Raw genomic sequence first — 14,974 nt, forward strand, 5'->3', positions numbered from 1 at the left:
TATTCCTGAGCAAAAGTATTCACTTCTTCAAACAGACCGGCCAAGGCAATTCTGATTTTCCCTTCCTTGTCAACACTTCTCATTTTGACCCTCCTCTCATTTATTGTTCTGGGTTCTTTCATGGAGAATGTTCTTGTAGATCTTCCCGTCCTTCATGATCACCACGAAGTTCTTGTCCGGGTCCGCGACAAGGTCTATGTTTTGCAGCGGATTCCCGTCCACAAGCAGCAGGTCGGCAAGCGCGCCTTCCTTCACCACGCCTAATTCTCCGGGATAGGGATCGCGCGGGCCGCAAAGTTTGATCAGCTGGGCATTATCGTGAGTGGCCATTTTCAGAGCTTCATAGGGTGTGTACCACTTCTTCATCTTGGCCAGGAATTTGCCCTGTTTCGCGGCGAGCGCGGGGTCGAACAGCATGTCGGTGCCGAAGGCGGTTTTGACCTTGTACTTTTTGGTGAGCGCGATGACTTTCTCCAGGCCGGCAACACATTGCGCATACTTGGCCGTGCTAATAGGATTCTCGAATTTGAAAGCGTCTTCGTCACCAACCGACATCGGTTGCATACTCCACCAAACGCCCTTTTCTGCCATCAGTTTCGCTGTTTCCTCCTCAATGAAGAAACCGTGTTCGACGGATAGGGCACCGGCTTCTATCCACTGCCGGATGGCCTCGTCGGTATTGGCGTGGATCATGACATAGGTGTTCCAGGTCTTGGCAACGTCGCAGATCGCCTTCATCTCCTCGAAGGTGTATTCCGTGACATCGAGCGGATCATAAAGTGAAGTCACGCCGCCGCCTGCCATGGCCTTGATATGGCTGGCACCCATGCGAAGCACCTCCCGGGTGCGCTTAATCACCTCTGGCACCCCATCTGCGATCAACACGTGCCCGACTCGCTGCATGTAGTCGAGCGGAGTGCCTGGATTCTCAGGTACATCATTAGGGCCACGGAAATCGCCGTGACCGGAGGTCTGGCTGATATATGCGCCGGCAGGATAAACTCGAGGGCCGTCGATCAAACCCTCATCATTAGCCTTCTTTATCGAGAAAACATTGGCACCGGCATCCCTCACCGTTGTGAAGCCGCGCAGAAGGGTTTCTCCAGCCGATTTGGCGGCCGCTATGCTGAGAAGGCCGAAATCGGAACTAAGTATTTTGCTGATAGGCCAGAAACAGAACATGGTGTGCCAGTGGGCATCGATGAGCCCGGGAATCAGCGTGCGCCCCCCGCCGTTGATCACCATCGCGCCGTCAGCGGTGATCTTCTGGGCCGAGATCTGCTTGATCAGATTACCTTCAACAAGAACGTAGGCGTTTTCGATGCGCTTCTCGTGCACGCCGTCGAAGACGTGAACATTGGTAAAAAGAGTCTTTGGTTTGGCTGCCTGATTAGCCGGTGTTGTTGCTCCCATTTTCCTTTACCCCCATCTGAAATTTCCCCCTGTTTCAATGGATAAAAATTATATTATTCAATTTTATATATATAAATGGCAGCATATATAGGTTTTTGGAATATAAAATTGCGTTCTAACGGACAGCAAACAATTTGGTATCTTGTGCAGCTTATCTGGTTCAGAGAGTTGTAATACTTATACTTCTCTTATTTGGAGTAATAGTAGGCCTTAGGTTGCAGGAAAACACGGGACAACGACGATAAGGCGGTTGGTTGATCGTACTTTTTGTTCTTCTCTCTACTATCTTCTGGTTCTTCTTGGTTTTCGGATTTTTTACAAGAATCGCGTTTTGTATCATGATATTTTCCTCTACCTATTATATACAGTTCAGTCCCGACCATTTAAATATCGTAAACTACATATTACTACAGGTTTGAAAAGTCATACTTTATTTCCAAGAATAGTTTTCTTTTCAGAAAGAATAATTTTTTCAAATCCTGAAAAACAACCTTTTATCGACTATGCCACCCGAAATCACCCCAATCCTTGAAGAACCCGCCCTCATCGTCAGGAACACAGAAACCTCACTGGTAGTTGCAGACATCCACCTCGGAATCGAGTGGGACCTTTACAGGAGCGGGATCAATTTGCCCAGCCAGATGAAAGGGAGACTGGACAGGCTTCTTGGCTATATCCAGGCAAATTCCCCTGATAGAGTAATACTTCTTGGGGACGTGAAACATAATGTTCCTAAGGTCTCCTGGCAGGAGAAAGACGAAATTCCTCGCTTCCTCGAAACACTTGCAGAACATACACACGTTGATATTATCCCCGGAAACCATGATGGAGGAATCGAACTTCTTTTCAACAGGCACAAGGATATAAGGGTTCATTCCGCACGCGGTGCAGTTATTGACGGAACAGGATTTTTTCATGGGCATACCTGGCCTGCATCTGAAATACTGGCTGTATCTCATGCAGTCACCGCCCATAATCATCCCACTATTCGTTTTACAGATTCCTTTGGTTACTCCGTAGTTGAACCTGCCTGGATCAGAACAAAGTTTAATATGGAAGTCCTGAAAATCCATTTCGGAAACCTTGATTTTGAGAACCCTGCACAGTGGGCAGATCCTGAACTCTTCGTAATGCCGGCTTTTAACGAGCTATGCGGAGGTGTGCCTTTTAACGAGTCCACTCAGGAAGAGTTGCTAGGGCCGGCTTTTTCTTCAGGTGGAATTAAACTTGAGGCTTCGGAAGTGTATTTACTTGATGGAACAAGGCTCGGACTGCTCAGGAATATTCGGAAGCTGAAGCATACCAGAGTTAGAAACAAGAATCAGAATAGAAGATGCAGGAATTCAAAAGGCTCTACATAAGATGATCTGGCATGTAGACAAAGAATTTAGCTTTAAGAATTTAGCTTCAAGAATTTAGCTTTAAGAAGTTAGCTTTAAGAATTTAGCTTTAAGAATTTAGCTTTAAGAATTTAGCTTCAAGAATTTAGCTTTAAGAAGTTAGCTTTAAGAAGTTAGCTTTAAGAAGTTAGCTTTAAGAAGTTAGTTTTAAGAAGTTAGTTTTAATTAGACAGAAGATTAGGCTCCAGTCATATAATGGACTCTTGTCATTAAATATAGTTTTTTAGCTTGAGTTACAACTAACCGCAGCCTGTATATAAAAATAGTTGTCTCTAACTCTGACTTTAAGTTTCCAACCACAATGAAATGCTTTTCAATTTTTGTCCTGGTTTTATTTAGGAATCAATTCAGTATTAACATTCCCGTAATATCCAAATCTTTTTAAAATTTAGCGCATATTACTAATCTAAACAAACATGATATTCTTTGAATAACATGCACAACCAATGAAAGTGCTTGCAGATGGCAGCATTTTCATGCCAAATATTTAAATGACTTAAAAACAAGTGAAAACTTGAAGAATCAAAGGGTTTTGGAATATTACATTAACTTATTTATCTACTGACATATCACTAAAATCGTCCGCGAATTACCTCTCTATTTTTACAAAGAAATAATTAATCTACTCAGTACTATAATAACGATTTAGAATAGTCTCCAGGTCTCTAAATGATAATTGCTCACAAACATTAACTGCAGGATTTAAAATTATTTTTTGTGGTCAGGGAGTGCGGAATGAGAGAAACACTGAGAAACTCTGGTATTGATATTATTGGAGACGTGCCCTGGGGAACACATTTCTGCCAGTTTTATCAGACAAAAAAAGAGTTAATGGACATAGTTGTCCCTTATTTTAAAGCAGGGTTGGAAGATAATGAATTTTGTCTCTGGGTTACGTCACAACCCCTGGAAGTAGAAGAGGCAAAAGAAGCCTTGAGAAGAGCCGTTCCTGATATTGATATTTATCTGGAGAAAAAGCAAATTGAAATTATCCCTTATAACTCCTGGTATTTGAGAGGAGAAAGTTTCGATTTTGAGAGAGTTTTAAATGGATGGGATGAAAAATTAGGTGAAGCTCTAGCCAGTGGTTATGGAGGACTCAGGGTAGCAGGAAATGCTTCTTGGTTGAAAAAAGGATATTGGGATGATTTTGGTGATTATGAGAAAAAACTGGACATTAATATCGGCGAACGACAGATAATCTCTCTGTGCTCATATCTTCTTAGCATGTGCAGTGCAGCAGATACTATTGATTTAGCTTTTAACCATCAATTTTCTCTGATTAAAAGGAAAGGAAAGTGGGAAAGGATCGAAAACCCCGGGCAGAAAAATAAGACTGATTGCAAGCAGACTGAGAAAGCGTTGATCCAGAGTGAGAAAGCGTTGATCCAGAGTGATCAGTACATCAAGCAGAAGTTAGAAGATATTCCTTCACCTTCTCGGGAAGTGGGTAAACTGGAAATCAATGATATCATTGACGCCCAGTCGATCCAGTTTATGATGGACTGCTTCTATAAGATTGCTCACATTCCCATGAGCCTGGATGATCTCAAAGGTAATGTTCTGGTAGGCGTAGGATGGCAGGAGATCTGCACGCAATTCCACAGGGTTCACCCCGAAGCCTGTAAAAACTGCGTAGAGAGTGACACAAAGTTATCTGTGGGCGTTTCCCCTGGAGAATTCAAGCTATATAAGTGCAAAAACAATATGTGGGACATAGCGACTCCCATCATAGTTGGTGGTCAACACCTTGCCAATATCTTCTCAGGCCAGTTCTTTTTTGAAGATGAACCTCTGGACTATGAGCTTTTCCGATCCCAGGCCAGAAAATATGGTTTCAATGAGGAGGAATACATAGCAGCACTTGAGAAAGTCCCACGGTTGAGCAGGGAAGCTGTGAATACAGGCATGGCCTTCTTTATAACTTTTGCCAACGTGATCTCGCAGTTAGGCTACAGCAATCTTAAGCTGGCTCAGTCTCTAGCTGAACGTGAAACACTTCTGGGTGCACTGCAGGAGAGTGAGGAGCGTTTCCGTTCAGTCCTTGAGAACTCACTCGACGTTGCTTACAGGCGAAACCTTCAGACTGACAGATACGACTACATGAGCCCGGTGGTAGAGAAGATTACTGGCTTCTCTGCCAAGGAAATGAGTGCAGTGAATGCCAGTGAGATTCTTGATCGCATTCATCCCGACGACCGTCCCAGAGTTCTTTTGAAGCGGGACCAGGCATACGATACTGGCTCTGGAACTTTGGAGTACCGGTTTAAACATAAGGATGGCAAATATCGCTGGTTCTTAGATCATTATACGGTTACCAAAGATAGAAACGGCAAGATGCTCTTTATTGGAGGTATCGTCCACGATATTACAAAGCGCAAAAAAGCAGAAGAAGCTCTAAAAAAAGCACATGAAAATCTAGAAGAAAAAGTTAAAGAACGAACAATCGAGCTTGAGAAAGCTTACAATTCATTGAAAGAAAGTGAGAAAGGCCTTGCCGAAGCTCAAAAAATGGCTCATATTGGAAACTGGGAATGGGATATTGAAACTGATAAAGCCTACTGGTCTGATGAAATGTATCGTATTTTTGGACGTGATCCTCAAGAGCTAGCACCTTCTTACAATGAATATTTAAGTTACATACATCCCGATGATCTAGACTACTACCGCAACGCCCTTAAAAAAGCTACAAAGGAAGATCTTTTTGTTATCGATTACAGGATTGTCTTAGCAAATGGGGAAGAACGCATAGTCCATCTAAAATCAGAATTCGTGTCTAATGGTGAGAATACCCCCACAAAAATAAAAGGAATAGTTCAGGACATTACTGAAAGCAAAAAAGCTGAAGAGAAAATACAGAAACTGTTGAATGCAATGGAATCATCGGATGATGCTATTATAACTGAGTCTCTTGAATGTGTTATTACAAGCTGGAATAAGGGTGCAGAGCAGATTTATGGTTATTCATCTGAAGAAATTCTGGGGAAAAATGTCTCAATCCTTGAACCGGATGATCTCAAAGGGGAAATAAGACAGTTAATTGAAAAGATTAAACAAAAAGAAAAGATCCGGCATTACAAAACTCTTCGGCAGAAAAAGGACGGTACCTTAATAAATGTTTCAATAACTCTTTCTCCGGTTTTTGACGCATCTGGAAAGCTCGTGGCTATCTCAAGTATTGTAAGAGATGTTACTGAGCGTATCAAGGCGGAAGAAGCACTGCGTGAGAGCGAAACGCGTCTACGTCGATTTTACGAATCAGATATGATCGGTGTGTGTTTCTACAATCTGAAAGGTTCGATAACAGAAGCTAACGATAAGTTCCTGGAGATAGTTGGTTACACTCGCGAAGACTTGCTGACTGGGCAGATTAAATGGGATAAGATGACTCCACCGGAGTACAGTCAATTGGATGAGCATGCCATGGCGGAACTCAAATCAAAAGGTGCAAGTACGCCTTATGAGAAGGAATACATCCGCAAAGATGGCTCGCACGTACCTGTTATCATAGGGGTAGCTACTTTCAATAAGGTGCTTTATGAAGGATTAGCCTTTGTTCTCGATATCACCGAGAAAAAAAAGGCAGAGGAAGCTCTGTCAAATCTCGAGACTGCACGTAAGAAAGAAATCCACCACAGGATAAAAAATAACCTGCAGGTTATCTCTTCTCTTCTTGATCTTCAGGCTGAGAAATTCGATAATCCGAAAGTTATTGAGGCTTTCAGGGAAAGCCAGAATCGAGTTATATCTATGGCTCTCATCCACGAAGAACTATATAAAGGAGAAGGAGCTGACACTCTGAATTTTTCTGAATACCTTAAAAAATTGGCTGAAAATCTTTTCCAAACTTACAGACTTTATAGTAAAAATCTCAACCTATTCACAGATCTGGAAGAAAATGCATTCTTTAATATGGATACTGCTGTCCCGTTAGGAATAATTGTTAATGAACTAGTTTCCAATTCCCTCAAACATGCATTTACTGAAGACCAGGAAGGTGAAGTCCGAATTAAGCTTTGCAGGGAAGGGACCAATGATGAAATAAGTAAATCTCTTTTCAGCCTGACAGTTTCAGATAATGGGATAGGAATTCCTGAAAATTTAGAATTAGAGAGTCTAGAATCACTCGGACTTCAGCTAGTAGATATTCTTGTTGACCAGCTGGACGGGAAAATCGAGCTTAAAAGAAAACAGGGAGTCGAGTTTAAAATTACGTTTAGTGTAGTGGAAAATCCGAAGTCTATGAATTAATAAACACAGGATACATTTTCAATAAGAATCTGAAGTTTTGCAACGAATTTAAAATTAATTTTTCTCATAAAGTAATGATGATTTCACTAATAATTTATCAATATATGGACTCGTTTTCTCAATGTTTATATAATATGCGTGGATGTATGGAAAAATTAAATGTCAGGACTCAGGCTAATAGACAGTCGTTATTCTTGATATTCGCACTTGTAGCTTTCAGCCATGGAAGTGTGAATAAAAAATTCACTATCCAGCAACTTACATATCTAAGAATTCATAAATCTCCGTGAGACCTTCCAAGATTCTTTTCTGTTGTGGGCACTCAGGTTGATTAATTAATGGCTGATTAGCTGATATTGATTTATTATTGATTTATTATTGATTTGTTCATGGCTAATTTACTTACTGACTTATATATGATTACTGATCAAGTTAATAATTTATTATCGGTTTACTGATTGATCACTAATCGATTACTAAGCGGTTTATTCGCATTCACCTGAATAGGATGTACTGATTCGATGAGCATGGAAATTAACAATGAAAAAATGTCAGATAGCCTTGTACCGTCTGACAATGAATCTGACAGTAATGATATTTCAGATAGCAGGGTCTTTGATGATTCTAAACTTACAAAACTAAACGGTATCAGAAACCAGGGACTTAACCCATACCCCTATAAGTTTGAAAAGAATGGGGATATCTGTGAAATCCAGAAAAAGTTCGAGGACTTTGAAAAGAATGAAGGCTTAACGGTCAGAACCGCAGGAAGGCTCTACAATATTCGCAGGCTTGGAAAAATGATATTTGCCGATCTTGGAGACCAGGGGAGCAGAATTCAGGTTACTTTAAGAAAAGGAAATCTTCCTGATGAGGATTTCAATACTTTTAAAACCCTGGTCGATTCGGGAGATATCGTAGGTGTTCAGGGCACACTTTTCAGGACAAAAAGGGGTGAAAATTCCATCAGCGTGTCCGAATTTTCCCTTCTCTCAAAATCCCTCTGTGCCCTCCCCGAAAAATTCCACGGCTTAAAAGACGTTGAAACCAGGTACAGAAAAAGGTATCTTGACCTTATAGTCAATGCTGATAAGCGAGAGATTTTCGTCATGAGGAGCAAACTCATCTCCGAGATCAGACGATTCCTTTCTGACAGGGAATTCCTGGAATTTGAGACTCCGATACTCCAGAATGTCTACGGAGGCGCAAACGCAAAGCCTTTCACGACTTTCCATAACTGTCTCGGGCAGAAACTCTTCCTTAGAATTGCCCCTGAACTTTATCTTAAGAGGCTTATTGTTGGCGGTTACGAGAAGATCTTTGAGATCTCCAAGAATTTCAGGAACGAAGATATTGACACAACCCATAACCCTGAGTTCACCATGATCGAAGTCTATGAAGCTTACAGGGACTACAATGACATGATGGACTTAACCGAAGGCCTGATCTCGGAACTTGTGGTCAAGCTGACTGGTAGCTATGAAGTTAAAATTGGAGAAAACACGCTCAATCTCCGTACCCCCTGGAAAAGAATTTCCATGGAAGATGCCTTAAAAGAGTATGCTGGACTTGATGTTTTTGCACACTCGCTTGAAGAATTGAAACAAATCGCAATCGATAACAAGATTGAGGATTACGAAAAGGCAAAAACTTACGGAGAGTTCCTTGCCCTGCTATTTGAGGGCCTGGTAGAAGACAAGCTGATAAACCCGACTTTCATTTATGATTTCCCTGTGGAAAATTCCCCACTTGCCAAAAACCACAGGTCAAAAGAGGGCTTTGTCGAGAGATTCGAACTCTTCTTAAACGGCTGGGAACTGGCAAACGGTTATTCCGAACTGAACGATCCTATTGAACAGCAAAAAAGGTTCGAAGAACAGGACAAGAAAAGAAAGTTAGGAGACCTTGAAGCTCAGACCATCGATTACGATTTCGTAAATGCTCTCGGATACGGAATGCCCCCTACAGGCGGCATGGGGCTTGGGATCGACAGGCTCACCATGATCCTTGCGGGCCTGGACTCTATCAAAGAAGTAATCCTTTTCCCGCAGATGAAAAGGGAAGACTGAGTGATTTCAGACTTAATTTTATTCTACAGGTCCGAGTTCGTTCTATAGGTCCGAGTTCGTTCTGCAGGTCCAAGTTTGTCCTGCTAAGCGGACGGCCAGTTGGGGAGAAAATCCCCTTCTTTTTTATTCCGGAGAAGCTTACTCCTGAAAAGCCTGAATGGCACCTTCCCTGGGCAGTATATTATTTGATTTTGCTGCATTGGTCATCGGTTAAGGAATTTTCTTGCCTGAAAGCTATCTATTTTGCATTAGGAGCCGACCTTAGAAGCCGGCCTTAAATTTTTGCCTCTTTACATGAAATCTGTACCCTGTTCCAGCTTACAACTCATTGAAATAGATAATAAACGTTGAGACATTGCTGCAATTTGTCATGCTTACTAACTTAACCGAAGACGTATGTGATAGGTTTTCACCAGTTGATATACTGTTGAAGTTTAAGGAAAGTAAAAACATAAATTATGGTGAAAATAACATAATTATTAAAGTTACTAAGAAAATAAGAGAATTAGATAAAATTCTACAATTCAATATATTCCCTACAAAAACTGGGAGTTGAGGTAAAGAATTCAGGTAATTGGATATACTAAAGGAAGGACCGCTATGAACCAGTATCCACAATGGTATTATGATGAATTCAAACAAGTCGGGGTAGACTATACAGATCTTGAAGAAGTCAGGGCTTATGATCTATGTATGCAGAAATTGAGAGATATTGAAAGTGAATTTAATAGTATTCAAGGACTTATTAATATTAAGGACACGGATTTACTTCTTGAAATCGGAACTGGGACAGGGGAACTGGCACTCAAATTTTCAGCGCACTGCAGAAAAGTTGTGGCTATCGATGTTTCGAAAAAGATGATAAATTTTGCGAAAATGAAGGCTGAAGGCCAGAAAAAAACAAATATCGAATTTTATAATGCTGGCTTTTTAACATATGAAAATTACGATGAACCTTATGATGTCATTGTCACTCAACTAGCTTTACACCACCTTCCAGACTACTGGAAAATGATTGCTCTGAGACGGATCTACGGAATGTTGAAGGAAGGCGGAAAGTTCTACTTACGTGATGTTGTTTTCCCTTCACTGATTTTGGATTATGACAGTTATTTTAATAAAATTATAAATGACCTTAGAAAATCTGCAGGGGACAAACTTGCTGAAGAGACCGAAATTCACATAAGGGAAGAATTTTCAACGCTGGATTGGATTATGGAAGGTCTCCTGAAAAACGCTGGTTTTTGTATTGAATCTGTTAAATGTGATGGATTTATTGCAGGTTATCTTTGCAAAAAATGATATGTTTGAAATGTAAGAGACTTGAAAAGCAACTGATTTTAAAAAAAGTATCAAAAAGGTTCAAGGAAAAATATCAGGTGGAGGACGGCGTTTTCGGAGTCAATGTCAAAAACGGAAAATGCGTCTTTGAAACCTGAAGCAAGTACCCGACGGCAAAAAAAGCTTCTCGAAGACCGGCTCGTGAGCTGTTCACCTGGAAAACAGGTGCATTGGAGCGTGAATGAAGGGTTTTGAGATTATTGAGGATGCCGGGATTTGCAGGTTAAAAATTCGAATTTCAGGGTTTTTTGAGGAAATGGATGTAAAAAAGATTCAAGGGGAATACAGGCGTATAATGACTTACGCAAATTGACCAGTGATAAAAACAATTCAGTGAGGGCTAAGGCTGTCTCTGTTATTGGTTCTGTATATTCCCACATGCCGAATAAACAAAAGGCGTGGAGTGACCTAACTAAAATGACAAATGACGAACATAGTTCTGTGAGATCTGGGGCTATCTCTGCTATTGGTTCTGCATTTTATGATATGCCAGATAAGCAACATGCATGGGATGACCTAATTAAATTGACCAATAATGAATACAGTTCCGTAAGATCTTGGGCCGCATATTCTCTTGGTTCTGCGTTTTTTCAGGTGCCGGATAAACAAAAGGCGTGGAATAACTTAATTAAATTGACCAATGACGAACATAGCTCTGTGAGGTCAGAAGCCATCTCTGCAATTGATTCTGTATTTCTCCATGTACCGGATAAACAAAAGGCGTGGAACGACTTAATTAAATTGACCAATGATAAAGGCTGGTCTATGAGGTCTGAGACTAACTCTGCTATTGGTTCTGTGTTTCTCCATGTGCCGGATAAACAAAAGGCATGGAATGACTTACATAGATTAACCACTGAACAAGATAGTTGGAAAAGGTGTAAGGCCGTCTCTGTTATTGGTTCAGTATTTTCAGAAGTGTTAGATAAACAACAGGCATGGAATGACTTAATTAAACTAACCACTGATGGAGATAGTGATATTAGAGCCTCCGCAAATCACTCTCTCGGGAAAGTTTCTATATTCAAGGCTTCTCAAGCAGAAAGGGAAAAAGATTACAAAAGGGAATTAGAAACAGCAATTGAATTTTTTGAAAAAGCAGCAAAGGAATCTTGGTGGGATAATCCGTCTCAATTTTGCCTTCCTTTTTATCGTTCATTTCATACAATTGTTTTCAAAAAGCAAGAAGCAAAAGAAGAAGTGGACAAATATCTTGCAGAAGCAAAAGTTGCCGTTAGAGGCTCAAAAAGCAAAGAGATGCTTTTTGAAACAGTTAAGAACCTTGCAAATGCCTTGAAAGAAGTCCAGAATCTGGACAACTTAGATTTAGAGGCGAAAAAATGCGAGCTTAATTTTTATAGAAAGTACTGTGATCGTGCAGCAGAACTAATGAGAGATACTGAAGAAGCAGCACCTTTTGCAACAATAGCTATGAGAAAAGGACTACCTATTCTGAATAGAAATCTAAAAGAGCTTCTCGAAGAGATCCAAAAGAAAGCAAAAATCGCGTGCAAGGAATCGAAAGGAACTGATACAGAAGAAATTGCATGTGCTATTAGTAAAGAAGTTCAAAAGTGGGAAATTAGTAGTCAAGGAGAAATGGCACAAAATATTGAAGATCTAATCCAGATCTTCAGGCTGAGAATGCCACACCTAGAAGGTTATGAACACATTTTTGAGGAAATTGAAGGAATACGAAATGAAATTGATCTCGTAAAACAGTATAAAATAGTTTGTCGAATTATTGGACTAGTACCGATGTTTAGCTCAATGCCAGATCATGTAGTACAAGATATCAAAGAAATCAAAGAAAAAACAACTTCACTTTCAAACGAATTTAAATATTTGCAGCTTTCAGTAGATAGATTAACAGCATCAGTAGATGAACTGCAAAATCCACAGGAATATCTTGATACTATCCAAAGAAATTTGGAAGAAATTAAGAATGAGATTCCCGAAATGAAAGGAAAGATCGATGAAGTGCTATATGAACTGTATTCTCCTGTGAGTACAACTCAAAAACTGAAAGTTGCAATTCCGATAATTCCATCACTTGTCTCTTACGAAATGGAAACAGATGTTCCAAAACTTGTGGCTGAAAAAATTGATGAATTAAAGAATTTAGTTTTGCGTTTTAAGAAGGGTAAATAATTAGATAAAAGCCTGTCCTCTTCAAATTTGAAGAAGAGCTTTCTGCACGACCTCAATAAAGACTTACAAACCCTTCCATCCTTTTCTGATAATACAAATACTCCTGGGCATACCCGCAGTAGTGTCCGAAATAGTCCCTTCCCCAATCCCCCATACAGCTCATGTTTGTGCAGGTTTCAAAGTAACTGTCATCTATATGGTAATGCTGGATAATCTGCTTGATGTGAGTATCAACTGGAAAGGCTTCCATTTTATCAAAAGCGAAAAGAAGCACGCAGTCAGCAACCTTTTCTCCAATGCCCCTGAGCCTCATAAGGCGTTCCCGCGCATACCTGTATTCCAGGCGAAAAAGAACATCAAGGTCCAGCTCGCCCGACGCAACTTCTTCGGCTGCGGCTATTATGTTCTGGGTCCTGAAGCCCAGCTTGCACTTGTCAAGCTCGGAGGAATCGACATTTGCAAGAGTTTCAGGGCCAGGAAAGCTGAAATATCCCGGTTCGATTTCCTGCCCGAAAAACCGGCTGAGCAGGCAGATTCTTTTCTGGATTGTGGGGATGTTTGAGGCTGTTGAGAGCATATAGGAGATAAGGCATTCCCAGGGGTCCTGCCGGATCAGCCGCAGGCCTCGATATTTGCGGATCGCCCTGTCGATCAGCAGGTCCCGGTTTATGCTTTCGTAGATAGAAGGCAGGTTGTCGTCCAGGCGGAAATAACGAGTAAGAAACTCAGGCTGAAGCTTTGAATCGACAATCAGTTGCCCGTGGTCCTGCGAAAGCCGGATAACCTGATCTCCGACAACGCCTGTCCACCAGTCTCCGTCTCGTACCCATCGGAAGACCTGCCCGCAGTCGAGAGTATAATTGAGGTCAAAAAATTCAGGTTTAAGCCTGTACGTCCAGCTCAAGCCCCCTGAGAAAAGTCCCTGCTGTTAACGTATCTCCCAGCCCTACCGTGGTTACTGGAGATCTGGAAAGCATTGTAGGCAACATGCAAATAATATAGTTCCCCTTCAAAGTATAAGCCCCCTGCCCAAGAATATTTCCATTAAAAGCCTTAACGAAAGCTGCAATCTGTTCTCTTCCAAACGGGCTCTCCTGAAGTTTCGAAGCTTCCTCTTCCACAAATTTCCGCCCTTCAAGCCTGCCTGAAGCTGCATACACGCCTGCACACCTGACTCCGAATTCCAGGGATTCAAGCTTTTCTCGGGCTGCCCTCTGCAAAATTGAACTTTCGGATTCGTCAATTTCAAATTCAGAAGCTGCTCTGGAATTAAACTCAAAACCGGTTTTAAACACAGCCAGCACAAATTCCCTGGTATGGATTATGAGCTTCTTAAGCCCGTGCCCTGATGCCAGCCTGAAAGCCGCACTGGATATAGCATCTGCATCCATATGCTGAAGTCTCTCTCCGGAAACGCCGTGTAAATTAGAAAACACTGCAAGCTCGTCTTCATTCATTCCAAGGCTATCTGAAAGTTTTGCAAACTTCAGAAAAACCGAATTTGCAATTTCTTTACTTGCAAAATGTCCGAGTTCCAGGTGAATCTGAAGCTTATTGTTTCTGGTTTTCCAGCTTTTTAGCTGAGAGAAAGTATCATCAAGAATTGTCTTATAAGTGCAGCCATTGGGATAGTTCTCAAGCAGGAGATGAAAACCCGATATAATTACTCCGTCGAGCTCGCAGGCGTGTTGGAGAGCATACTGTTCAAACGCAGGGTTGACAAAAAGCCTGAGATTCAAATGATCGCAGGTAGCTATGAAGCGGTTTTCCCTCGGAACCCGAACCTCTTTCCCATAAAGGGAAAATGTCTCCCCCTCAGAGAAATCAAATACGAAATGTATGGGCTCCTTGCTGCTGGAAAAAGCACCTTTATTTTCTTCAGGTTCTTTCCTTGCGTTTTCCGTTATCTGCGTTGTGGGTTCCGGGAAATAGATCGCCTTTTTTGAGAAGAGAGAAAGCTGGGTTTTAGAGGGCACTGCAACATTAGGTATTACTCTGGAAGCTCCTAGCTGGGAAAGAGCATTTGCCATTATTCCTGCATTTCCGCCCATTCTTACGAGGGACTTTCCAAAATAGCGTCTTTTAAGAAACTCGAAAACGGACTGATCAAAAACAAGCCACTCGGCTCCACATCCATTTTTCATACAGTAGGCAAGCCCTGCTACAAAATCCGATTCCGAAAAGATTTTTCCGGGAGGGTTCTCGATTTTGTCAAGAATTTCAGCCTCTTCGAAGGTTTCCAGCAGTTCCGACATCTCGGCCCCGCTGATCCTATACACCGAATCTATGTTGACATTATATCCGCAAAGTATATTCATCTAACCAGTTCCTGTATCCCTTAAATAGGAG

Annotated in this window: 10 protein-coding genes; 7 read left to right on the top strand and 3 right to left on the bottom strand. The window is 41.4% G+C overall.

The genetic code is table 11. The features are described 5' to 3' along the window. Positions 1-96: 96 nt before the first annotated feature. Positions 97-1,413 carry an amidohydrolase family protein gene (locus tag MSKOL_RS13625; RefSeq protein WP_048157101.1) on the bottom strand — a complete coding sequence of 439 codons (1,317 nt, stop codon included), beginning with the start codon at positions 1,411-1,413 and terminating at the stop codon, positions 97-99. A gap of 503 nt (positions 1,414-1,916) precedes the next feature. On the opposite strand from MSKOL_RS13625, the gene MSKOL_RS13630 reads away from it, so the two are divergent. From MSKOL_RS13630 to MSKOL_RS13655, 7 genes are all read left to right on the top strand, one after another. Next, on the top strand, positions 1,917-2,774 hold the full coding sequence (locus tag MSKOL_RS13630; RefSeq protein ID WP_048157103.1) for a metallophosphoesterase: 858 nt from the start codon (positions 1,917-1,919) through the stop codon (positions 2,772-2,774). A gap of 774 nt (positions 2,775-3,548) precedes the next feature. Further along, positions 3,549-7,064, top strand: a complete 3,516-nt coding sequence (locus MSKOL_RS13635; RefSeq protein ID WP_048157106.1) for a PAS domain S-box protein — start codon at positions 3,549-3,551, stop codon at positions 7,062-7,064. 521 nt (positions 7,065-7,585) lie between these two features. Then, positions 7,586-9,133, top strand: a complete 1,548-nt coding sequence (lysS, locus tag MSKOL_RS13640) for a lysine--tRNA ligase (protein ID WP_048157110.1) — start codon at positions 7,586-7,588, stop codon at positions 9,131-9,133. A gap of 693 nt (positions 9,134-9,826) precedes the next feature. Next, a complete protein-coding gene (locus MSKOL_RS13650; RefSeq protein ID WP_231592656.1) occupies positions 9,827-10,435 on the top strand; it encodes a class I SAM-dependent methyltransferase in 609 nt (202 codons plus the stop codon). A 5-nt stretch (positions 10,436-10,440) separates the two neighbouring features. Continuing rightward, positions 10,441-10,572 carry a hypothetical protein gene (locus MSKOL_RS21415; protein ID WP_255351937.1) on the top strand — a complete coding sequence of 44 codons (132 nt, stop codon included), beginning with the start codon at positions 10,441-10,443 and terminating at the stop codon, positions 10,570-10,572. A gap of 83 nt (positions 10,573-10,655) precedes the next feature. Next, positions 10,656-10,787 (top strand): hypothetical protein, encoded by a 132-nt coding sequence (locus MSKOL_RS21420; protein WP_255351938.1) that lies wholly within the window; start codon positions 10,656-10,658, stop codon positions 10,785-10,787. Between the two features lie 20 nt (positions 10,788-10,807). Further along, positions 10,808-12,625 (top strand): hypothetical protein, encoded by a 1,818-nt coding sequence (locus MSKOL_RS13655; protein ID WP_231592658.1) that lies wholly within the window; start codon positions 10,808-10,810, stop codon positions 12,623-12,625. Positions 12,626-12,677: 52 nt separating this feature from the next. On the opposite strand, the gene MSKOL_RS13660 is transcribed toward MSKOL_RS13655, so the two are convergent. Both MSKOL_RS13660 and MSKOL_RS13665 read right to left on the bottom strand, forming a co-directional pair. Further along, on the bottom strand, positions 12,678-13,529 hold the full coding sequence (locus tag MSKOL_RS13660; protein WP_048157119.1) for a DNA-3-methyladenine glycosylase: 852 nt from the start codon (positions 13,527-13,529) through the stop codon (positions 12,678-12,680). Then, positions 13,507-14,943, bottom strand: a complete 1,437-nt coding sequence (locus tag MSKOL_RS13665) for an ADP-dependent glucokinase/phosphofructokinase (RefSeq protein ID WP_048157122.1) — start codon at positions 14,941-14,943, stop codon at positions 13,507-13,509. Before MSKOL_RS13665 ends, MSKOL_RS13660 begins: the two co-directional genes overlap by 23 nt. Between the last annotated feature and the right edge of the window lie 31 nt (positions 14,944-14,974).

It is taken from the genome of Methanosarcina sp. Kolksee (assembly GCF_000969945.1).
Lineage (GTDB): Archaea > Halobacteriota > Methanosarcinia > Methanosarcinales > Methanosarcinaceae > Methanosarcina > Methanosarcina vacuolata.